We start from the raw sequence: 21,392 nt of genomic DNA, 5'->3' as shown, positions 1-21,392 counted from the left end.
CCGCGGTGTGGGCCGCACGCCTCTCGATGGTCTGAAAAAGATGCTGGATAATAAAGCATGACCCGCTTGACGGCTAGCGCCGTCGGAGACCCTTGCAATGCCTGACCAAGATGTACGCTTGCAACACCTGAAAGTTTGGCTCGATGAGCAGTTGGCAAAGCTGTTTGCCGAGCAGGGCTGGGGCACCGTGCCCCCGGCCACGTTGACTGCGGCCAGCAGCGACGCGAGTTTCCGCCGCTACTTCCGCTGGGAGGGCGATGGTCGCAGCTTCGTCGTGATGGACGCGCCGCCACCCCAGGAAAACTGCAAACCGTTCGTGGATATCGCTTTTTTGCTGGCGAAATCCGGAATTAATGTGCCGAAAATTTACGCCGAAGACCTCGAGCGCGGTTTTCTTTTGCTCAATGACCTGGGCAACAAGACCTATCTCGACGTCATCGATGGCGAAAATGCCGACGCGTTGTTCCACGATGCCCTGCAAGCGCTGTTGGCTTTTCAACAGTTGCCGATGGTTGCGCCGTTGCCGAGTTACGACGTCGCCTTGTTGCGTCGTGAGCTGGAACTGTTCCCCGAGTGGTACGTCAAGCGCGAGCTGGGCGTCGAGTTCGATGCGGCCCAGCAGCAACAATGGCAACACATCAGCGAGTTGCTGATCGACAGCGCGCTGGCGCAGCCGAAAGTGCTGGTGCACCGTGACTACATGCCGCGCAACCTGATGCTCAGCGAGCCCAACCCCGGTGTGCTGGATTTCCAGGACGCGGTGTACGGCCCGGTGACCTATGACGTGACCTGCCTGTTCAAGGACGCCTTCCTCAGCTGGCCGGAAGAACGTGTTCGCGGCTGGCTGGAAAGTTATTGGCAGCAAGCCTCGGCATTGGACATCCCGGTGCAGGCGGACTTCGAAGAATTCCTGCGCGCCAGCGACCTGATGGGCGTGCAGCGTCACCTGAAAGTCATCGGCATCTTCGCGCGTATCTGCCATCGCGACGGCAAGCCGCGTTATCTGGCGGACGTGCCGCGCTTCTTCACTTATATAGAAGCAGTGATCGCGCGCCGCCCTGAACTGGCGGAACTGCAAGCGCTGTTCAGCAGCTTGCGTGCTGGAGCGACGGCATGAAGGCAATGATTCTGGCAGCGGGCAAAGGCGAGCGCATGCGCCCGCTGACCCTGACTACGCCGAAACCGCTGGTGCGTGCCGCTGGCGTGCCGCTGATCGAGTATCACCTGCACGCCCTCGCGGCCGCAGGTTTCAACGAAGTCGTCATCAACCACGCCTGGCTTGGTCAGCAGATCGAGGATCATCTGGGCGACGGTTCGCGTTTCGGCCTGAGTATTCAGTACTCGCCGGAGGGCGAGCCGCTGGAAACCGGTGGCGGGATTTTCCGTGCGCTGCCGTTACTTGGTGACGATGCGTTTCTGGTGGTCAACGGCGACATCTGGACCGATTACGACTTCAGCGTGCTGCACCAGCCGATCAATGGCCTGGCGCATCTGGTGCTGGCGGACAATCCGGCGCATCACCCGAAAGGCGACTTCACTCTCATCGACGGCAAAGTGCAGGACGGCGAGCCTGATGCGCAGACGCTGACCTACAGCGGTATCGCCGTGCTGCATCCGCAGTTGTTCGATGGTTGCAGCGATGGCGCGTTCAAGCTCGCGCCGCTGCTACGCAACGCCATGGCCAAAGGTGAAGTGACGGGCGAGCGGCTGAAGGGGCATTGGGTGGATGTCGGTACCCACGAGCGTCTGGCCGAAGCCGAAGCCTTGATAGAAGCGAGTCGCTGAGATGCTGTGGCCAGGGACTCTGATTGGAGCCGGAGTGGGGTACGCGATTGCCAGCATTCCGGGGGCCATGCTTGGGGCGTTGTTGGGGCAGGCGCTGGATCGGCGCCTGCACTTGCAGAGCTGGGGACACTTGCGCGAAAAGCTCGGCGGCCGGCCGATGCTGCGCAACGATGAACTGCTGTTCGTGTTGCTCGGGCGTCTGGCCAAGAGCGACGGGCGCGTCACTGACGGGCATATCCAGCAGGCGCGCAATGAAATGCGCGCGCTGGAAATGAGCGAGCCGGCGACACGGCGGGCCATTGCTGCATTCAATCGCGGCAAATCCGGCAGCGACAATCTGCGCGGTTATCTGCGTCGTCTGAGTTCTCAACCGCACGCGGCCGAAGGTGTGTTGCGCGCCTGTTGGCGAATGGTTTGGGCTGATGGTCGCGCCGGGGTCAGCGAACGCGAGTTGCTGGCGCAGTGGGGCAAGTGGCTCGGCTGGACGTCGCAGCAGGTGCAAGCGCTGGCCAGCGATTACGAGCCGGGCAAGCGGCCGATCGTCAGTGCGGCAGTGAGCTATCAGGAGGCGATGAAGCTGCTTGGGGTGTCGGCGAGCAGCGAGCCGGCACAGATCAAGCGCGCTTACCGGCGATTGCTCAGTCGCCATCACCCGGACAAAATCGCCGGCAGCGGCGCGACCCCGGCGCAGGTGCGTGACGCGACCGAGCGTACGCGGGAACTGCATAGCGCCTATACGCTGATTCGCGAGCGACGGGATTTTCGCTGACCCTTGAAGATCAAAAGATCGCAGCCTTCGGCAGCTCCTACCTTTGGAATGCATTTTTCCTGTAGGAGCTGCCGAAGGCTGCGATCTTTTGCTTTTATCAGTCCGTATTTTGTGGATTCAACCATCCTCGCACCCGCCGAAACAATTGTTCCTGCTCAGCCTTCTTGTCCGGCAATACCTTCAGCGCCACCTGGCTGAACGCCGAGGTCTTCAGGCGCTTGCTCGCCTGCATGCGCTCCAGCGCCGCGTTGCGATCCAGCGCTCTGTCCATATAGAAAATATCCACCGTCGGCAGCTTCAGCGTCGGCGTCAGTTCGGCGAGTGGCGGCAGGGCTTTGGTCGGGACTTGCGCATCGACCATCACCAGTTTCTCCACCTGAGGCGTTTGTCTCTCACTGAGAAAACGCGCCGCCCAGTAGGCGCCGGTGCCGTGACCGAGCACGACAATGCTGCGCGCGCTTTGCTGTTCGGCGTAGGCAATCGCCGCGTCGATCCGTCCGAAAATGCGCTCGGCGTCGGCTTTGGTTTGTTCTTCGCTGGTCTCGGCCACTACCTGTTCGGCAACTTCCGCTTCCCCACCAGCGGCTTGCTCGATCGGTTGCGCGGTGGTGGCGTCTTTGCTCGTGGTTTCCGGGGCTTTCGGCGCGGCGGCCGGTTCGATCACGCGCGGAGCAATGGCGTCGCTTTGCAGATCCGGCAGGGTGATACTCAGGCTGCTCCACTCGGCATCCGGCAATTTGCCTCGCAACGGGCCAACTGCCTGCGGCCAGTCAGCGGTTTCGCCGGCACCCGGAACGATGATCACCGCGCCTTTGGGTTCGGCGCTGTTGGCCGGTTTCCACAGGGCGAGGAAAGTGTCGCTGCCAGCCTGCAGTTGTTGCTGCTCTTGCGCCGGCAGTTTACGTTGCAGTGCGGCGGCCTCTTCCTGACTACGCTCAAGCAGTGGCTGGCGCTCGGCCGGTTTTTCTTCGGCGGGTTTATCCGTGGCCGCAGGCGCAGGGTCTGCGGCTTCGACGGAAAACGCACAAGGCAGGATCAGCGACAGGCACAATGCTGGCAGTGCCAGGCGGTAGACAGAGGGCATCGGTTATTCCAGGCCAGAAAGTATCCCGGCAGCCTAATGGGTTGGTCAGAATTTGTCAGTGTATGAGACTTCAATGAAGCGATTTTGCTGCCTGTGGGTTATCGGCTGTTTGTGGTTTCCCTTGATGGGCTGGGCGGCGCCTGCGCCGCCGGGCCATGCCGCGCAATTGTCGCCAGAGCAGCAGCAATGGCTGGCGCAGCACAACGAATTGCGCGTCGGCCTGGTGTTGCAGGCGCCTTACGCGACCTACGATCGGCGCTTGCAGCGATTGTCCGGGGCCAATGTCGAGTTGATGAAGCTGCTCGCCAGAACCTTGGGCGTGGAGCTGAGCTGGCGCAACTTCCAGGATCTCGGGGCGCTGGAAAACGCTTTGCGCGAGGGCGAGATCGACATCGCTCCGGGCCTCAGCCAGACCCCGAGCGCGCTGCGCCTCTGGCAGTTTTCCGACCCCTACATGCGCGTGCCGCAACTGGTGGTCAGCGATCAGAAAAGCAGCGGCGCGGTCGATCTGGAAAAACTCGACAGCCAGACCCGCGTCGCCGTGCGCATGCCGAGCAGCACCGCCGATTATCTGCGCAGCAACTATCCGCACTTGAATCTGCAAGGCGTACCGCTGGAGCGTCAGGCGTTGCAGCTGCTGTTGAGTCAGCAAGCCTCCTACGCGGTGGTCGACGAAGCGCAGTTGGGCCGGCTGTCGGTGGAGCCGGAGTTTGCCGAACTGGTGGTGGTCGGCGATATCGGCCTGCCGCAACTGCTGCGTGTGGCCTCGCGCCGCGATTGGCCGGAACTGGCCGGCATTGTCCAGAGCGCCTTGCGCGCTATCCCGGCCAAGGATCTGGAACAACTGCACAACCAATGGCTGCAGCCGAAATACCCACGGCTGACCGAGTCGCCGGGGTTCTGGCAGAATCTCAGTCTGTTGTTCGCGGTGATGCTGCTCAGTTGCGCGGCAATCGTGGTCTGGCAGCGGCGCCAACAACACAGCCTCGAACAACGCTTGCTCAGCGCCCGCGAAGACATCGCGTTGCGTGCGGCCAGTGAAGAGGCGCTGCGGCTGACGCAGTTCTCCATCGATCAAAGCACCGTCGGCATCCTCTGGGTCAATTGGGACAGCCATGTGCGCTACGCCAACCGCGCGGCGGAAAACATGCTCGGTTATCCCTCGGGCGGGCTGATCGAACGGCCGCTGATCGATTTCGAGCCCGGCCTGCACATGGATCGCTGGCTCAATCTGTGGAAGCGTGCGCGGGCCAGTGAAGAAGGGCCGCTGAGCTTCGAAACCAGCTGCCTGCGCGCCGATGGCAGCGTGTTGCCGGCCGACGTGTCTTTGAGTTTTCTGCGTTTTCGCGACAGTGAATATCTGGTGGTCTACCTCACCGACGTCACCGACCGCCGCCGCGCGCTCGCCGCTTTGCAGGAAAGCGAGGCGCGCCTGCAAGGCATTGCCGCCAACGTTCCGGGTCTGGTGTTCAGGCTGGAGCGGGCACCGGTCACCGGGCAGATCGACTTTGCCTACATCAGCGAAGGCAGCGAAAATCTGGTCGGTTATGCGCCGGCAGCCATCGCTCATCGCGACATGGGCTTGCGCAGCCTGGTGCACCCCGACGACAAGGCCAGTTATCACCGCACCCAGGATCAGGCGCTGGACACTGACAGCGACTGGTCGTGGCAGGGCCGCATCGTCACGCGCCAGGGTGAGCAGCGCTGGGCCGAGATCAAGGCAATCACCCGCCAGTTGGAGGACGGAGCCTATGTGTGGGACGGCATTGTCTGGGACATCAGCGAAAGCAAACGCATCGAGCTGGAACTGGCGGCCTCGCGCGAGCAACTGCGCGAACTGTCGGCGCACCTGGAAAGCGTGCGCGAAGAAGAGAAGGCGCGTATCGCCCGGGAAGTTCATGATGAGTTGGGACAGATGCTCACCGTGCTGAAACTGGAGACATCGATGTGCGAGCTGGCCTACGCGCAACTCGATCCAGGTCTGAACGAGCGGCTCAACAGCATGAAGCGCCTGATCGCGCAATTGTTTCAGCTGGTGCGCGATGTGGCGACGGCGTTGCGCCCGCCTATTCTGGATGCCGGGATTGCCTCGGCTATCGAGTGGCAGGCTCGGCGTTTCGAGGCGCGCACGCAGATTCCGTGTCTGGTGCAGGTGCCGGACAACCTGCCGGCACTCAGTGACGCCAAAGCGGTGGGGCTGTTCCGGATTTTGCAGGAGGCACTGACCAACGTGATGCGCCATGCTCAGGCGCACACGGTGGAGTTGACGCTGGAGCTTGCGGGCGATGAATTGTGTCTGACCGTCAGCGATGATGGCGTAGGATTTGTCGCGGCCGAGGGTAGGCCGACGTCGTTTGGTCTGGTTGGCATGCGTGAGCGGGTGCTGATCATGGGCGGGCGGCTGGAGCTTGTGAGTGAGCCGGGGGAGGGCACCAGTCTTCAAGTGTGGGTGCCGGTAAGTGAGGTCTGAAGTTTTGTATTGTGAGCGCTGACGCCTTCGCGAGCAGGCTCGCTCCCACAGGGACTGGTGTGTACCTGAAATCTGGAGAACAACGTGATCCGTGTATTGGTAGCCGAAGACCACACCATCGTCCGCGAGGGCATCAAGCAATTGATCGGCCTGGCCAAGGATCTGCAAGTGGTGGGGGAGGCGAGCAATGGCGAGCAACTGCTCGAAACCCTGCGCAGCGTACCTTGCGAGGTGGTGCTGCTGGACATCTCCATGCCTGGCGTCAACGGACTTGAAGCGATCCCGCGTATCCGTGCGCTGAACAATCCGCCGGCGATTCTGGTGCTGTCGATGCACGACGAAGCGCAAATGGCCGCGCGCGCCTTGAAGGTCGGCGCGGCCGGGTATGCGACCAAGGACAGCGATCCGGCGCTGCTGCTCACGGCGATCCGCAAAGTTGCGGCGGGCGGGCGTTACATTGACCCGGAACTGGCCGACCGCATGGTCTTCGAAGTCGGCCTGACCGATACCCGGCCGCTGCATTCGCTGTTGTCAGAACGCGAATTCTCAGTGTTCGAGCGCCTCGCTCAGGGCGCGAACGTCAACGAAATCGCCCAGCAACTGGCCTTGAGCAGCAAGACCATCAGCACCCACAAGGCACGGCTGATGCAGAAGCTCAACATCACCTCGCTGGCGGAGCTGGTGAAATATGCGATGGAGCACAAACTCCTCTGACCCCGCCCGCCCCTGTAGGAGCTGCCGAAGGCTGCGATCTTTTGATCTTATAAACAGCAAGGTCAAAAGATCGCAGCCTTCGGCAGCTCCTACATGCGACCGCGTTGGCATATCTGTTAGCGACAAGCGCTTTTGCCTGTTCTTGCCGCTTGCAGCTTGCCCCTTGCCGCTGCGTTTGCCCAAACGCGCCATCCTTGTAGGGCAATCCCTACCCACAACCTTCCATCCGGCTGAGGCGATTCTCTCCTGCGCCCCGATTTGCGCGCCTGTCAGCAACCACTAGGCTTAATCCACAAGCAGTCATCAACAACAAAGGTGTGGGTATGAGCCAGGTCGATACAAGCGCAGGGACCAGTGATGTGCTGGTCAGCTTTCGTGGTGTGCAGAAGAGCTACGACGGCGAGAACCTGATCGTCAAAGACCTCAACCTGGACATTCGCAAGGGCGAATTCCTCACCCTGCTCGGGCCGTCCGGTTCCGGCAAGACCACCAGCCTGATGATGCTCGCCGGTTTCGAAACGCCGACCGCCGGTGAAATCCTTCTGTCCGGGCGTTCGATCAACAACGTACCGCCGCACAAGCGCGATATCGGCATGGTGTTCCAGAACTACGCGTTGTTCCCGCACATGACTGTCGCGGAGAACCTTGCTTTCCCGTTGACCGTGCGCGGCTTGAACAAAAGCGACGTCAGCGAGCGGGTGAAGAAAGTTCTCAGCATGGTTCAGCTCGATGCCTTCGCCTCGCGTTATCCGGCGCAGTTGTCCGGCGGTCAGCAGCAGCGTGTGGCACTGGCCCGCGCGTTGGTGTTCGAGCCGCAACTGGTACTGATGGACGAGCCGCTGGGTGCCCTCGACAAACAACTGCGTGAACACATGCAGATGGAGATCAAGCACCTGCACCAGCGCCTCGGCGTGACCGTGGTCTACGTGACCCACGATCAGGGTGAAGCGCTGACCATGTCTGACCGCGTGGCGGTATTCCATCAGGGCGAGATCCAGCAGATTGCGCCGCCGCGCACGCTCTACGAAGAGCCGAAAAACACCTTTGTCGCCAACTTCATTGGCGAGAACAACCGCCTCAACGGTCGCCTGCTCAGCCAGAGCGGCGAGCGCTGCGTGGTCGAGTTGGGGCGTGGAGAGAAGGTCGAGGCGCTGGCCGTCAACGTTGGCCAGACCGGCGAACCGGTGACCCTGTCGATCCGTCCGGAGCGCGTCAGCCTCAACGGTTCGAGCGATCAATGCGTCAACCGCTTCTCAGGGAGGGTGGCGGAATTCATCTATCTGGGCGACCACGTCCGGGTGCGCCTGGAAGTCTGCGGCAAGACCGACTTCTTCGTGAAACAACCGATTGCCGAGCTCGATCCTGCGCTCAGCGTCGGCGACGTGGTACCGCTTGGCTGGCAGGTCGAGCACGTTCGTGCCCTCGATCCGCTTTTAGAGGCGCACTAAGCGCCCCGGCAATACCAACACCAACCCTGCACGTGGAGAGAACAATAAATGTTGAGATCCCTGAAGTTCACCGCCCTGACTCTGGGCCTGATGGGTGCGACCGGCGCAATGGCCGCCGGCCCGGACTTGACCGTGGTGTCGTTTGGCGGGGCGAACAAGGCGGCGCAAGTCAAAGCCTTCTATGCACCGTGGGAAGCGGCGGGCAACGGCAAGATCGTCGCTGGCGAATACAACGGCGAAATGGCCAAGGTCAAAGCCATGGTCGACACCAAGAGCGTGTCGTGGGATCTGGTCGAAGTTGAATCGCCAGAGCTGTCCCGGGGTTGCGACGAAGACATGTTCGAGCAACTCGACCCGGCACTGTTCGGCAAGACCGAAGACTACGTCAAGGGCGCCATTCAGCCGTGCGGCGTAGGTTTCTTTGTGTGGTCTACCGTGCTGGCCTACAACGCCGACAAGCTGAAGACCGCGCCGACCAGTTGGGCGGATTTCTGGGACACCAAGAAATTCCCGGGCAAGCGCGGCCTGCGCAAAGGCGCCAAGTACACCCTCGAATTCGCGCTGATGGCCGATGGTGTGGCGCCCAAAGACGTCTACAAAGAGTTGGCGAGCAAGGGCGGCCAGGATCGCGCCTTCAAGAAACTCGATGAGCTCAAGCCAAGTATTCAGTGGTGGGAAGCCGGTGCACAACCGCCGCAATACCTTGCTTCCGGTGACGTTGTCATGAGCTCGGCCTACAACGGTCGCATCGCTGCCGTGCAAAAAGAATCCAACCTGAAAGTGGTATGGAACGGCGGCATCTACGACTTCGACGCCTGGGCCATCCCGAAAGGTCTGGACGCCAAGCGCGCCGAAGCGGCGAAGAAATTCATCGCCTTCTCGGTGCAGCCGCAGCAGCAGAAGACCTACTCGGAAAACATCGCCTACGGCCCGGCCAACACCCAAGCCGTGCCGCTGCTGGCCAAGGATGTCCTGAAAGACATGCCGACCACCCCGGAGAACATCGCCAACCAAGTGCAGATCGACGTCAGCTTCTGGGCTGACAACGGCGAGCAACTGGAACAGCGTTTCAATTCCTGGGCGGCGAAATAACCACTTATTTACCTGTATGGAGATGGCAAGGGGGCTTTTGTGGTGAGGGGATTTATCCCCGTCGGGTTGCGAAGCAGCCCCAAAGCCATACCCGCTCGGTGGGTCAGATAAACCGCATTCTCAGGTTTTACGACTGCTGCGCAGCCGAACGGGGATAAATCCCCTCGCCACCAGGCTCGCTCCCACAGGTAGCAGTGTTTCAACGCAACAGAGGTGGTTCGCCACCTCTGTAACGATCAAAGATTTGCGGAGTACGTCATGGCCATCGCCGTTCCCCTGAACGAGGGCGCCAGCCCCACTTTGAAGCAGAAGCTCAAGCACGCCGAGCGGGTCAACCGCTGGAAGGCCCAGGCACTGATTGCGCCGCTGGTGCTGTTTCTGCTGCTGGTGTTTCTGGTGCCGATCGTGGCGCTGCTCTATAAAAGCGTCGGCAACCCGGAAGTGGTTGGCGGCATGCCGCGCACTGTCACTGCCATCGCGAGTTGGGACGGCCGTGGTCTGCCCGCCGAGCCGGTGTACAAGGCGGCCAGCGAAGACCTCGCCGAAGCCCGCAAAAACCAGACGCTGGGCGATCTGTCCAAGCGCTTGAACATGGAGTTGGCCGGCTACCGCAGCCTGCTGACCAAAACCGCCCGGGCGCTGCCGTTCGCCAGCGAACCGGCCTCTTATAAAGAAGCGCTGGAAGCGCTCGACGAACGCTGGGGCGACCCGGCCTACTGGCAAGCGGTGAAACGCAACACCAGCAGCATCACTCCGTATTACCTGCTGGCGGCGGTCGATCACCGTATCGATGATCTCGGCGAACTGGCCCCGGCCACCCCGGATCAGGCTATCTACCTCGACATCTTCGCCCGCACCTTCTGGATGGGCTTGGTCATCACCGCGATCTGCCTGCTGCTCGCCTATCCACTGGCTTATCTGCTGGCGAACCTGCCTTCGCGGCAGAGCAACCTGCTGATGATCCTGGTGCTGCTGCCGTTCTGGACCTCGATTCTGGTGCGGGTCGCAGCGTGGATCGTGCTCCTGCAATCCGGCGGTCTGATCAACAGTGGCCTGATGGCCATGGGCATCATCGATAAACCGCTGGAACTGGTGTTCAACCGCACCGGCGTGTACATCTCGATGGTGCACATTCTGCTGCCGTTCATGATTCTGCCGATCTACAGCGTGATGAAAGGCATCTCGCCGACCTACATGCGCGCGGCGATTTCCCTCGGCTGTCATCCGTTCGCCAGTTTCTGGCGGGTGTACTTCCCGCAGACCTACGCCGGCGTTGGCGCCGGCTGCCTGTTGGTGTTCATCCTCGCCATCGGCTACTACATCACCCCGGCGCTGCTCGGCAGCCCGAACGACCAAATGGTCAGCTACTTCGTCGCTTTCTACACCAACACCAGCATCAACTGGGGCATGGCCACCGCGCTCGGCGGCTTGCTGTTGCTGGCGACCGTGGTGCTTTATCTGATCTACAGCTGGCTGGTCGGCGCCAGTCGCCTGCGCCTGAGCTAAGGGGAATTTGCGATGCTGAGTCCTTACATGTCGCCCATTGAACGGGTGTGGTTCTACAGCCTGCGGATTCTCTGCGGCCTGATCCTGTTGTTCCTGATCCTGCCGGTGCTGGTGATCATTCCGCTGTCGTTCAACTCGGGGAGTTTTCTGGTCTATCCGCTGCAGGGCTTCTCGCTGCAGTGGTACCACGACTTCTTCGCCTCGGCGGAATGGATGCGCGCGCTGAAGAACAGCATCATCGTCGCCCCGGCGGCAACGGTGCTGGCGATGATCTTCGGCACGCTGGCGGCGATCGGCCTGACCCGTGGCGACTTCCCTGGCAAGTCACTGGTGATGGCGCTGGTGATTTCGCCGATGGTGGTGCCGGTGGTGATCATCGGCGTGGCGAGTTATCTGTTCTTCGCGCCACTGGGACTGGGTAACAGCTTCTTCTCGCTGATCGTCGTGCATGCGGTATTGGGTGTGCCGTTTGTGATCATCACGGTTTCGGCGACGTTGCAGGGCTTCAATCACAATCTGGTGCGTGCTGCTGCGAGTCTCGGTGCTTCACCCCTGACGGCGTTCCGCCGGGTGACCTTGCCGCTGATTGCGCCGGGAGTGATTTCCGGGGCGCTGTTTGCCTTTGCGACTTCTTTCGATGAAGTGGTGGTGACGCTGTTCCTTGCCGGGCCTGAGCAGGCGACATTGCCTCGGCAGATGTTCAGCGGGATTCGCGAAAACCTCAGCCCGACGATTGCCGCTGCGGCGACATTGCTGATTGCCTTCTCGGTGATTCTGCTGCTGACGCTGGAATGGCTGCGCGGGCGTAGCGAGAAACTGCGTACTGCGCAAGTCTGAGATCAAGGTCAAAAGCCACCCCTCACCCCAGCCCTCTCCCCAAGGGGGCGAGGGGGAAGGGAGCAGATCTTCGTGGCTTTCGCGGCCGGAGTTCGACTCGGTAATTCAGGTCGATGTATTTCGAGAGTACAACCCGGTCAGTCCCCTCTCCCTCCGGGAGAGGGTTAGGGTGAGGGGCTCTTGATCTTCCTATCCGATCAACCATTCACACCCTGAATAGCAGACAACCCCAAATCCCCAGCTAATCTTGTGCCCAGCTCCCACATCTATAAGAGGCTGCGCACGATGAGTCTGTCCCAGTTCAAAATCGCTCATAAACTGATCACCGGCGCCGCAGCCATCGAACAACTGGCCGCTGAACTCACCCGTCTGGACATCGACAATCCGCTGATCGTCACCGACGCCGCGCTGGTCAAGTCCGGTACTGTCGAACTGGCGCTGGTGCAACTCGGCGGGCGCGAGTACGAGATTTTCGACCGTGTACTGCCCGATCCGGAAATCGCCATCGTCGAAGACTGCATGCGTGCCTACCGTGAGGGCGGGCATGACGGTTTGATCGGCCTCGGGGGCGGCAGCGCCATCGATATTGCCAAAAGTGTCGCCGCCTACGCCGGATATCACGGCGCGCTGGAAGATCTGTTCGGCGTCGATCAGGTGCCGCGCAAAGGCCCGCCGCTGATCGCCATCCCGACCACCGCTGGCACCGGTTCTGAAGTCACCAACGTGGCGATCCTCTCGGACAAGGTCGCGCAGTTGAAGAAAGGCATCGTCAGCGACTATCTGTTGCCGGACGTGGCGCTGGTCAGCCCGCAGATGACCCTGACCTGTCCGCGCAGCGTCACTGCTGCCAGTGGCGTCGATGCACTGGTGCACGCCATCGAATCCTACCTGTCGGTGAATGCCTCGCCGATCACCGACTCCCTCGCCATTGGCGCGATAAAGCTGATCGCCAACGCCTTGCCCAAGGCCTACGCTAACGGCGCCAACCTGCAAGCGCGCGAAGACATGGCCACCGCCAGCCTCATGGCCGGCATGGCGTTCGGTAACGCCGGGGTCGGTGCGGTGCATGCGTTGGCGTATCCGCTGGGCGGGCGCTTCAACATTGCCCACGGTGTCAGCAACGCCTTGCTGCTGCCCTATGTGATGACCTGGAACAAAATGGCCTGTGTCGAACGCATGCAGGATATTGCCGAAGCCATGGGCGTGAGGACCGCGCATCTGAGCGCCAGCGAAGCCGCGGACAAAGCCGTGCAGGCCATGACCGACCTGTGCGCGGCGGTGGAAATCCCTGCCGGGCTGCGCAGTTTCGGCGTACCTGAGGAAGCAATTCCGGCGATGGCCGTGGAGGCCGCCGGCATCGAGCGCTTGATGCGCAACAACCCGCGCAAACTCAGCGCCGGCGACATCGAGAAGATCTACCGCGCGGCTTACTGAGGCGCGGGCGCTGAGGGCACATGGCACAACCCAATCATCGCGGTCCCGGTGCGCGCGTGGAAACTTGAGGTATACAATGCGCGCCATCGTGATTTAGCTCAGCACAGGTGCGTCATGCAGCCCTTCGTAATTGCTCCGTCGATCCTCTCCGCCGACTTCGCCCGCCTCGGCGAGGAAGTGGACAACGTTCTCGCCGCCGGCGCCGACTTCGTCCACTTCGATGTCATGGACAACCACTACGTGCCCAACCTGACGATCGGCCCGATGGTCTGCGCGGCGCTGCGCAAGTACGGCGTCACCGCGCCGATCGACGCGCACCTGATGGTCAGCCCGGTGGACCGCATCGTCGGCGACTTCATCGAAGCCGGCGCGACTTACATCACCTTCCACCCGGAAGCCACTTTGCACGTCGATCGCTCGCTGCAACTGATCCGCGAAGGTGGTTGCAAATCCGGTCTGGTGTTCAACCCGGCGACCCCGCTGGACGTGCTCAAGTATGTGATCGACAAGGTCGACATGGTCCTGCTGATGAGCGTCAACCCGGGCTTCGGCGGGCAGAAGTTCATTCCCGGCACCCTCGACAAACTGCGCGAAGCGCGGGCGATCATCGACGCCTCGGGGCGCGACATCCGCCTGGAAATCGACGGCGGCGTCAACGTCAACAACATCCGCGAAATTGCCGCTGCTGGCGCTGACACCTTCGTCGCCGGCTCGGCCATTTTCAACGCGCCGAACTATCAGGAAGTCATCGACAAGATGCGTTCCGAACTGGCACTGGCTCGCCCATGAGCGGTTTTGAGCAGTTGTTCCCGGGGCAGCTGCCACGCTTGGTGATGTTCGATCTGGATGGCACGCTGATCGATTCGGTTCCCGACCTGGCAGCAGCGGTGGACACCATGCTGCTCTCCCTCGGCCGTCCGCCGGCAGGTATCGAAGCGGTGCGCGAATGGGTCGGCAATGGCGCGCCGGTGCTGGTGCGTCGGGCCTTGGCGGGTGGCATCGATCACTCGGCAGTGGACGACGCTGAAGCCGAGCGCGCACTGGAGATTTTCATGGAGGCGTACGGCGCCAGCCATGAACTGACCGTGGTCTATCCCGGTGTGCGCGACACGCTCAAGTGGCTGCACAAGCAAGGCGTGGCCATGGCGTTGATCACCAACAAGCCGGAGCGCTTCGTCGCGCCGCTGCTCGATCAGATGAAGATCGGGCGCTACTTCAAGTGGATCATCGGCGGCGATACCCTGCCGCAGAAGAAGCCTGACCCGGCGGCGCTGTTTTTCGTGATGAAAATGGCCAACATTCCGGCCTCGCAATCGTTGTTCGTCGGCGACTCGCGCAGCGATGTGCAGGCGGCGAAAGCGGCGGGGGTCAAGTGTGTGGCGCTGAGTTACGGCTACAACCATGGCCGGCCGATTGCCGAGGAATCCCCGGCACTGGTGATCGACGATTTGCGCAAACTAATTCCCGGTTGCCTGGATCTGGCCGGTGGGATAACGTTGCCCGACGCTGTTCAACCCCCTTCTGGAAATGCCATCGTGGTGGTCACCCGCAAACTCTGGATGAAAGTCATCAAGGCCCTGGCCCGCTGGCGTTGGCGCGCCTGACTGATTCTGGCCGGCCCTGCCGGCGCGTTTGCATACCTGACTGATTGCACCTCACCCCACGAGGCACCTTATGAATCGCGAAGAATTCCTGCGTCTGGCCGCTGACGGCTATAACCGCATCCCGCTGGCCTGCGAAACCCTGGCCGACTTCGACACGCCGCTGTCGATCTACCTGAAACTGGCCGACCAGCCCAACTCCTACCTGCTCGAATCGGTGCAGGGCGGTGAGAAATGGGGCCGTTACTCGATCATCGGCCTGCCGTGCCGCACCGTGCTGCGAGTCCACGACCATCACGTCAGCATCAGCGTTGATGGCGTCGAGACCGAAAGCCACGAGGTTGAAGACCCGCTGGCCTTCGTTGAAACCTTCAAGGCCCGTTACAACGTGCCGACCATTGCCGGCCTGCCGCGCTTCAACGGGGGCCTGGTCGGTTACTTCGGTTATGACTGCGTGCGCTACGTGGAAAAGCGTCTGGGCAAATGCCCGAACCCGGATCCGCTGGGCGTGCCGGACATTCTGCTGATGGTCTCCGACGCCGTTGTGGTGTTCGACAACCTGGCTGGCAAGATGCACGCGATCGTCCTCGCCGACCCTGCGCAGACCAATGCCTTCGAGCAAGGCCAGGCGCGTTTGCAGGAACTGCTCGAGCAACTGCGTCAGCCGATCACCCCGCGTCGTGGCCTGGATTTCAGCAAACAGCAATCGGCCGATCCGGTGTTCCGTTCCAGCTTCACTCAGGACGATTACGAAAAAGCCGTCGACACCATCAAGGAATACATCCTTGCCGGCGACTGCATGCAGGTGGTGCCGTCGCAGCGCATGTCGATCGACTTCAAGGCTGCGCCGATCGATCTGTATCGCGCGCTGCGTTGCTTCAACCCGACGCCGTACATGTACTTCTTCAACTTCGGCGATTTCCACGTCGTCGGCAGTTCGCCGGAAGTGCTGGTGCGCGTCGAAGACAACCTGATCACCGTGCGCCCGATCGCCGGCACGCGCCCACGGGGCGCCACCGAAGAAGCCGATGTGGCGCTGGAGCAGGACCTGCTCTCCGATGACAAGGAGATCGCCGAGCACTTGATGCTGATCGATCTGGGCCGCAACGATACCGGGCGTGTTTCGGAAATCGGTTCGGTGAAGCTCACCGAGAAAATGGTCATCGAGCGTTATTCCAATGTGATGCACATCGTCTCCAACGTCACCGGCCAGTTGAAGTCGGGCCTGACCGCGATGGACGCACTGCGGGCGATCCTGCCGGCGGGTACTTTGTCCGGCGCACCGAAGATTCGCGCGATGGAAATCATCGACGAACTCGAGCCGGTCAAGCGTGGCGTGTACGGCGGTGCGGTCGGTTACTTCGCCTGGAACGGCAACATGGACACCGCCATTGCCATTCGCACGGCGGTGATCAAGAACGGTGAGTTGCACGTGCAGGCCGGCGGCGGCATCGTCGCCGACTCGGTGCCGGCGCTGGAATGGGAAGAAACCCTGAACAAACGCCGCGCGATGTTCCGCGCCGTGGCCCTGGCCGAGCAAACCCCGGACGCCTGATCCACGCAATTTCCCATGTGGGAGCGAGCCTGCTCGCGAAGAGGTGAGTCAGTCACCGTTGATGCTGACTGACCCAGCGCTTTCGCGAGCAGGCTCGCTCCCACATTGGGTTTTGTGTTGAGGCATAAAAAAAGCGGCGCCCTGACAGGCGCCGCTTTTTTGCATCTACGACTCAGAAATCCAGGACAACCCCGACATTCAGGCCCTGCTGCTTGAAGTCATCATCCTTGCGGAACGTATAACCGCCACGCAGCGCCAGATCTGGCGTCAGCTTGTGACTGACACCCAGGCTCAAGCGGTTCAGGTGACTTGCCGGTGTGTAGCCTTCAAGGGTGAAGTCATTGGCCGGCAGGGTATTGAGGGCGATGTTGACCTTCTGCACGTCATCTTCGTACTCACGCTCGTGAGCGTATTCGCCATACACCTGGGTTTGCGCGGTGAAGTTGTACTTGCCTTGAATCCCCAGGCCCAAGCGTTTCGAATCGCGGCTCTGGTCATCGAAGGTCAGCGCGGTGGCGCGGTTGCTCTTTTCCGAGTAACCGTCGACATCGACACTGGCGTAATCGGCGCTGACAAACGGCGACAGGTGCCATTGGCTGCCCGGTTGCGCAATGTCATAGCCCAGGCGCGTGCTGAACGCCCACAGGCTGCCGTCGGCATCGCCTTTCTCCGCGCCCTCGCTGGCGCCGAGGTCGAACTTGCGCTTGAGGTTGTCGTAGTCGAGTTTGCCGCCGGTCAGCGCCGCGTCGGCCCACCAGCGGTTCTGCTGGAACTGGGCGAACGCGGTGGCCATGTAGCTGTTGAGTTTGTAGTCGGAATCGTTGTGCCCGGCCTCAAGATTCTGCCGGTACAAACCGGCCGCCACGCCCACGCGCCAGGCCTCATTGAGGCGATAGCTGCCGCCGACGTTGAGGTTGTAACCGCTGCCATCGGCGCTGGCGCCGCTGCTTTGGCTGTCGACATCCAGACGCTGTCCGCCGGCCGAGACAATCGCACGCCATTGGCCGACCGCTTGCCAGTTCTCCCAGTCCGCCTGCCATTGGTTGCGCAATTCATCCTGATGCGCACGCACGGTGCCGTGGGCCATTTCAGGTAGCAGGCTCAATTCCCATGGCGCAGCCAACAGCGAATAGGCGTAATCGGCGATCAGTTTTTGCCCGGATTCGGTCGGGTGTACGCCATCGTTGTAGATCAGCTTGGTCGGATCCGGCGTGGCGCTGTTGATCCCGTAGCGGGCGTTTTCCGTGCAGCTATTGCCACTGAAGCAGGTCGCGGTGAGGTTCTGGTCGGTAGCCAGACCAAAGCGCCCCGGGTCGGCGAAGACTTCCGAGAGCAGCACCGGAATGTTCAGCGGAATGACTTCGGCGTTGATGCCTTGCAGGCGCGTCACCAATTGGCTGTTGAACTGGTTGGCGAGGGTGCTGCTGAACGCTTGCAGCGGCGTGCCATTGAGGGCCGGGGTCAGACCCACATCAGGCAGCAGCCAGACCATCACGTACTTGGCGCCGGCGGTCTGCAGGGTCTGCACGCTGTCGGCCAGTCGATCGGCTGCGGCGTTGGCCTGGGGCAGGCTGAGAATGCGGCCCTGGAGGAAGTCGTTGCCGCCACCGGAAATGTAATACAGCGCATTCGGGTCGGCGCGGAAGCCGTTCGACGGCAGGTACCCTGCGCGGGTGCGTTCACCGGTGGCAGATTGAGTGGTGATCGAGTCGAGAATCTGGTCGGTGCGATAACCACCGACTGCCCAGTTGTTGCCGTCGGGCTGGCCGTTTTCCGCGCGCACCGCGGAGCTGGAAGAGGCTGTCTGGTCGGGCGAAAAGCCCAGGCGGCCGCCAAGCAACTGGGTGGAATTCAATGAAAAAACTTCGCCGCTGCCATCCTGATACACCGGCCCGGTACGGTTGGTGTAACGCTCGGTGGAGCCCGCCGGGCCGCCCGTGTCGGCGAAGGTGCCGGCATCGTTGAGGCTGTCGCCGAAGACGATGAAACTGGAATAAGGATTGGGCGCCGCATTGGCCTGGGCGCAGGCCAGTGCGAGCAAGCAACTGGCCAGCGGTACAAACAACGTCTGTCTGATCATGAGCAAGTCCGTTTATTTATTGTTGTAGGTGAACGAAACGACAGTACCAAAAACTTTCGGCCTTTTGCCATCGGTCGCGAATCCCTCTGCCGTTTTATAACCCGCAGGCCCCGCCATATTGCACGCTCCGCCCAGCTAAGTTACTGTGCCGGAACGTATGAACGAGACCTTCCCCGTGTTGATCACCAGCAAACTCCTGGATCAAGTCATCAAGGCACACGCCCGCTGGCGTTGGCGCGCCTGAATCTTTTCTGCCGGCTCCGCCGGATCTGTATCGCTTTGCCTTCCTTGTCTGTTTGAAATGCCGCTGTGCTGGCGCCCTGTGCGCGTCCGACATCGCGCAGCGCCCTGCGGGCAAGTCATCTGAAGGCTGTCATCAAGTCAGAATTCAAGAGGTTCGAAACGCCATGTTGCTGATGATCGACAACTACGACTCCTTTACCTACAACGTTGTGCAATACCTCGGCGAGCTGGGTGCCGAGGTCAAAGTGGTGCGCAACGACGAACTGACCATCGCCGAAATCGAAGCGCTGAATCCCGAGCGCATCGTGGTTTCCCCCGGGCCGTGCACGCCCACCGAGGCGGGCGTTTCCATCGACGCGATCAAGCACTTCGCCGGCAAACTGCCGATCCTCGGCGTCTGCCTCGGCCACCAGTCCATCGGCCAGGCCTTCGGCGGTGATGTGGTCCGCGCCCGCCAAGTCATGCACGGTAAGACTAGCCCGGTATTCCACGAGGACAAGGGCGTGTTTGCCGGCCTCAATCATCCGCTCACCGTTACCCGTTACCACTCGCTGATCGTCAAGCACGACAGCCTGCCCGATTGCCTCGAGCTGACCGCATGGACCCAGCACGATGACGGCTCGGTCGACGAGATCATGGGCCTGCGTCACAAGACCCTGAACATCGAGGGTGTGCAGTTCCACCCCGAATCGATCCTCACCGAGCAGGGTCATGAGTTGTTTGCCAATTTCCTCAAACAAACCGGCGGCACGCGCTAAGGACTTCCCATGAATATCAAGACAGCCCTCAGCCGTATCGTCGAACACCTCGACCTCAGCACCGATGAAATGCGCGATGTGATGCGCGAGATCATGACCGGCCAGTGCACCGAAGCGCAGATCGGCGCGTTCATGATGGCCATGCGCATGAAGAGCGAAAGCATTGACGAAATCGTCGGCGCCGTGTCGGTGATGCGCGAGCTGGCCGATCAGGTCGAGCTGAAAACCCTCGACGGCGTCGTCGATGTGGTTGGCACCGGCGGTGACGGTGCGAATATCTTCAACGTATCGACCGCGTCTTCCTTTGTTGTCGCAGCCGCCGGTTGCACCGTGGCCAAGCACGGCAACCGCGCAGTGTCCGGCAAGAGCGGCAGTGCCGATCTGCTGGAAGCTGCCGGCATTTATCTGAACCTGACCCCGGTGCAGGTCGCGCGCTGCATCGACAACGTCGGCATCGGTTTCATGTTCGCCCAGACTCACCACAAAGCGATGAAGTACGCCGCCGGCCCGCGCCGCGAACTCGGCCTGCGCACGCTGTTCAACATGCTCGGCCCGCTTACGAATCCGGCCGGTGTGAAACATCAGGTAGTCGGCGTGTTCACTCAGGCGCTGTGCCGGCCATTGGCCGAAGTCTTGCAAAGACTGGGCAGCAAACACGTTCTGGTCGTGCATTCGAAGGACGGCCTGGATGAGTTCAGCCTCGCCGCGCCGACCTTTGTCGCTGAATTGAAAAACAACGAAATCACTGAGTATTGGGTCGAACCGGAAGACCTCGGCATGAAGAGCCAGAGCCTGCACGGTCTGTCGGTCGAAGGCCCGGAAGCATCGCTGGCGCTGATCCGCGATGCCCTCGGCAAGCGCAAAACCGAAAACGGCCAGAAAGCTGCCGAGATGATTGTGCTCAATGCCGGTGCGGCGCTGTATGCCGCCGACCTCGCAAGCAGTCTGAAACAAGGTGTGGAGCTGGCGCACGACGCGCTGCACACCGGCCTCGCTCGGGAAAAACTCGAGGAGCTGGGTGCCTTTACCGCGGTATTCAAAGTGGAGAATGAAGGATGAGTGTACCGACGGTTCTGGAAAACATTCTTGCGCGCAAGGTTGAGGAAGTCGCCGAGCGCAGCGCTCGGGTCAGCCTGAGCGAGCTGGAAAGTCTGGCCAAGGCGGCCGATGCACCCCGTGGTTTTGCCCAGGCTTTGCTGGCGCAAGCGAAGAAGAAGCAACCGGCCGTGATTGCCGAAATCAAAAAGGCTTCGCCGAGCAAAGGCGTGATCCGCGAAGACTTCGTCCCGGCAGACATCGCCAAGAGCTACGAAAAGGGTGGGGCCACCTGTCTGTCGGTGCTGACCGATATCGACTACTTCCAGGGCGCCGATGCCTACCTGCAACAGGCGCGCGCCGCCTGCAAATTGCCGGTGATCCGCAAGGATTTCATGATCGATCCGTACCAGATCGTTGAAGCCCGCGCGCTTGGCGCCGATTGCGTGTTGTTGATCGTCTCCGCCCTGGACGACGTGAAAATGGCCGAGCTGGCCGCCGTGGCCAAAGGGGTCGGTCTCGACGTCTTGGTGGAGGTGCACGACGGTGACGAGCTGGAGCGCGCGCTGAAGACCCTCGACACGCCGCTGGTCGGGGTCAACAACCGCAACCTGCACACATTTGACGTCAGTCTGGAAACCACCCTCGACCTGCTGCCGCGCATCCCGCGCGATCGCCTGGTGATCACCGAGAGCGGCATCCTCAATCGGGCCGACGTCGAGCTGATGGAAATCAGCGATGTGTACTCGTTCCTGGTCGGCGAAGCGTTCATGCGCGCGGAAAATCCAGGCATTGAATTGCAGCGCCTGTTCTTTCCGGAGCGTGGTGTGCCGATCAGTGGTTCGACCCTCGACTGACCGAGTCGACCTCATTCGCGAGCAGGCTCGGTCCCACAGGGAAATGCATTCCAGTGTGGGAGCGAGCCTGCTCGCGAAGAGGCGCTAAATTCCGCTAAAGAGATTCAATCTGCCGGAGCTCACC

Annotated in this window: 18 protein-coding genes; 16 read left to right on the top strand and 2 right to left on the bottom strand. The window is 61.4% G+C overall.

Annotation, left to right across the window (positions count from 1 at the left end; genetic code table 11):
* Positions 1-97 precede the first annotated feature (97 nt).
* Genes FEE99_RS00900 through FEE99_RS00890 form a run of 3 tightly spaced genes read left to right on the top strand, consistent with a single transcriptional unit; the run spans position 98 to position 2,554 of the window.
* Complete coding sequence (locus FEE99_RS00900; RefSeq protein WP_041476695.1) at positions 98-1,117, top strand: aminoglycoside phosphotransferase family protein; 1,020 nt, start codon at positions 98-100, stop codon at positions 1,115-1,117.
* Positions 1,114-1,785, top strand: coding sequence for an N-acetylmuramate alpha-1-phosphate uridylyltransferase MurU (gene murU, locus FEE99_RS00895; RefSeq protein WP_041476694.1), 672 nt, complete (start codon positions 1,114-1,116; stop codon positions 1,783-1,785). The genes FEE99_RS00900 and murU overlap by 4 nt, the downstream gene beginning before the upstream one ends.
* Before the next feature lies 1 nt (position 1,786).
* On the top strand, positions 1,787-2,554 hold the full coding sequence (locus FEE99_RS00890; RefSeq protein WP_041476693.1) for a TerB family tellurite resistance protein: 768 nt from the start codon (positions 1,787-1,789) through the stop codon (positions 2,552-2,554).
* Positions 2,555-2,651: 97 nt separating this feature from the next.
* Here the strand turns inward: FEE99_RS00890 and FEE99_RS00885 are convergent, their stop codons facing one another.
* On the bottom strand, positions 2,652-3,638 hold the full coding sequence (locus FEE99_RS00885; protein ID WP_041476692.1) for an alpha/beta hydrolase family protein: 987 nt from the start codon (positions 3,636-3,638) through the stop codon (positions 2,652-2,654).
* 73 nt (positions 3,639-3,711) lie between these two features.
* Between FEE99_RS00885 and FEE99_RS00880 the strand changes: the two genes are divergently transcribed.
* The 10 genes from FEE99_RS00880 to trpE all read left to right on the top strand — a co-directional run bounded on the left by FEE99_RS00880 (position 3,712) and on the right by trpE (position 16,295).
* Positions 3,712-6,108: a PAS domain-containing sensor histidine kinase gene (locus tag FEE99_RS00880; RefSeq protein ID WP_064361247.1), complete on the top strand. Its 2,397-nt coding sequence runs from the start codon at positions 3,712-3,714 to the stop codon at positions 6,106-6,108.
* A gap of 84 nt (positions 6,109-6,192) precedes the next feature.
* Positions 6,193-6,822, top strand: coding sequence for a response regulator (locus tag FEE99_RS00875; RefSeq protein ID WP_041476690.1), 630 nt, complete (start codon positions 6,193-6,195; stop codon positions 6,820-6,822).
* 323 nt (positions 6,823-7,145) lie between these two features.
* Entirely contained in the window at positions 7,146-8,270 is a 1,125-nt protein-coding gene (locus tag FEE99_RS00870; RefSeq protein ID WP_041476689.1) for an ABC transporter ATP-binding protein, read from the top strand.
* Positions 8,271-8,318: 48 nt separating this feature from the next.
* A complete protein-coding gene (locus FEE99_RS00865) occupies positions 8,319-9,362 on the top strand; it encodes an ABC transporter substrate-binding protein (protein WP_016772907.1) in 1,044 nt (347 codons plus the stop codon).
* A gap of 258 nt (positions 9,363-9,620) precedes the next feature.
* Positions 9,621-10,868 carry an ABC transporter permease gene (locus FEE99_RS00860; RefSeq protein WP_041476688.1) on the top strand — a complete coding sequence of 416 codons (1,248 nt, stop codon included), beginning with the start codon at positions 9,621-9,623 and terminating at the stop codon, positions 10,866-10,868.
* Between the two features lie 12 nt (positions 10,869-10,880).
* Positions 10,881-11,705: an ABC transporter permease gene (locus tag FEE99_RS00855; RefSeq protein WP_016772909.1), complete on the top strand. Its 825-nt coding sequence runs from the start codon at positions 10,881-10,883 to the stop codon at positions 11,703-11,705.
* Between the two features lie 285 nt (positions 11,706-11,990).
* Positions 11,991-13,139 carry an iron-containing alcohol dehydrogenase gene (locus tag FEE99_RS00850; RefSeq protein WP_041476687.1) on the top strand — a complete coding sequence of 383 codons (1,149 nt, stop codon included), beginning with the start codon at positions 11,991-11,993 and terminating at the stop codon, positions 13,137-13,139.
* Between the two features lie 114 nt (positions 13,140-13,253).
* Entirely contained in the window at positions 13,254-13,928 is a 675-nt protein-coding gene (gene rpe, locus FEE99_RS00845) for a ribulose-phosphate 3-epimerase (protein WP_007918813.1), read from the top strand.
* On the top strand, positions 13,925-14,743 hold the full coding sequence (locus FEE99_RS00840; RefSeq protein WP_041476686.1) for a phosphoglycolate phosphatase: 819 nt from the start codon (positions 13,925-13,927) through the stop codon (positions 14,741-14,743). The genes rpe and FEE99_RS00840 overlap by 4 nt, the downstream gene beginning before the upstream one ends.
* 70 nt (positions 14,744-14,813) lie before the next feature.
* Positions 14,814-16,295 (top strand): anthranilate synthase component I, encoded by a 1,482-nt coding sequence (gene trpE, locus FEE99_RS00835; RefSeq protein ID WP_041476685.1) that lies wholly within the window; start codon positions 14,814-14,816, stop codon positions 16,293-16,295.
* A gap of 172 nt (positions 16,296-16,467) precedes the next feature.
* Here the strand turns inward: trpE and estP are convergent, their stop codons facing one another.
* On the bottom strand, positions 16,468-18,375 hold the full coding sequence (gene estP / locus FEE99_RS00830; protein WP_041476684.1) for an esterase EstP: 1,908 nt from the start codon (positions 18,373-18,375) through the stop codon (positions 16,468-16,470).
* Between the two features lie 407 nt (positions 18,376-18,782).
* On the opposite strand from estP, the gene FEE99_RS00825 reads away from it, so the two are divergent.
* From FEE99_RS00825 to trpC, 3 genes are read left to right on the top strand one after another with little or no spacing between them, the layout of a single operon-like run.
* Positions 18,783-19,376 (top strand): aminodeoxychorismate/anthranilate synthase component II, encoded by a 594-nt coding sequence (locus FEE99_RS00825; protein ID WP_041476683.1) that lies wholly within the window; start codon positions 18,783-18,785, stop codon positions 19,374-19,376.
* A 9-nt stretch (positions 19,377-19,385) separates the two neighbouring features.
* Positions 19,386-20,435 (top strand): anthranilate phosphoribosyltransferase, encoded by a 1,050-nt coding sequence (trpD, locus tag FEE99_RS00820; protein ID WP_041476682.1) that lies wholly within the window; start codon positions 19,386-19,388, stop codon positions 20,433-20,435.
* Positions 20,432-21,268, top strand: coding sequence for an indole-3-glycerol phosphate synthase TrpC (gene trpC, locus FEE99_RS00815; protein ID WP_041476681.1), 837 nt, complete (start codon positions 20,432-20,434; stop codon positions 21,266-21,268). The genes trpD and trpC overlap by 4 nt, the downstream gene beginning before the upstream one ends.
* Positions 21,269-21,392: the final 124 nt, after the last annotated feature.

The organism is Pseudomonas sp. ef1 (assembly GCF_007293365.2).
Classification (GTDB): domain Bacteria; phylum Pseudomonadota; class Gammaproteobacteria; order Pseudomonadales; family Pseudomonadaceae; genus Aquipseudomonas; species Aquipseudomonas siliginis.
This window is presented reverse-complemented; position numbering and strand designations above follow the sequence as displayed.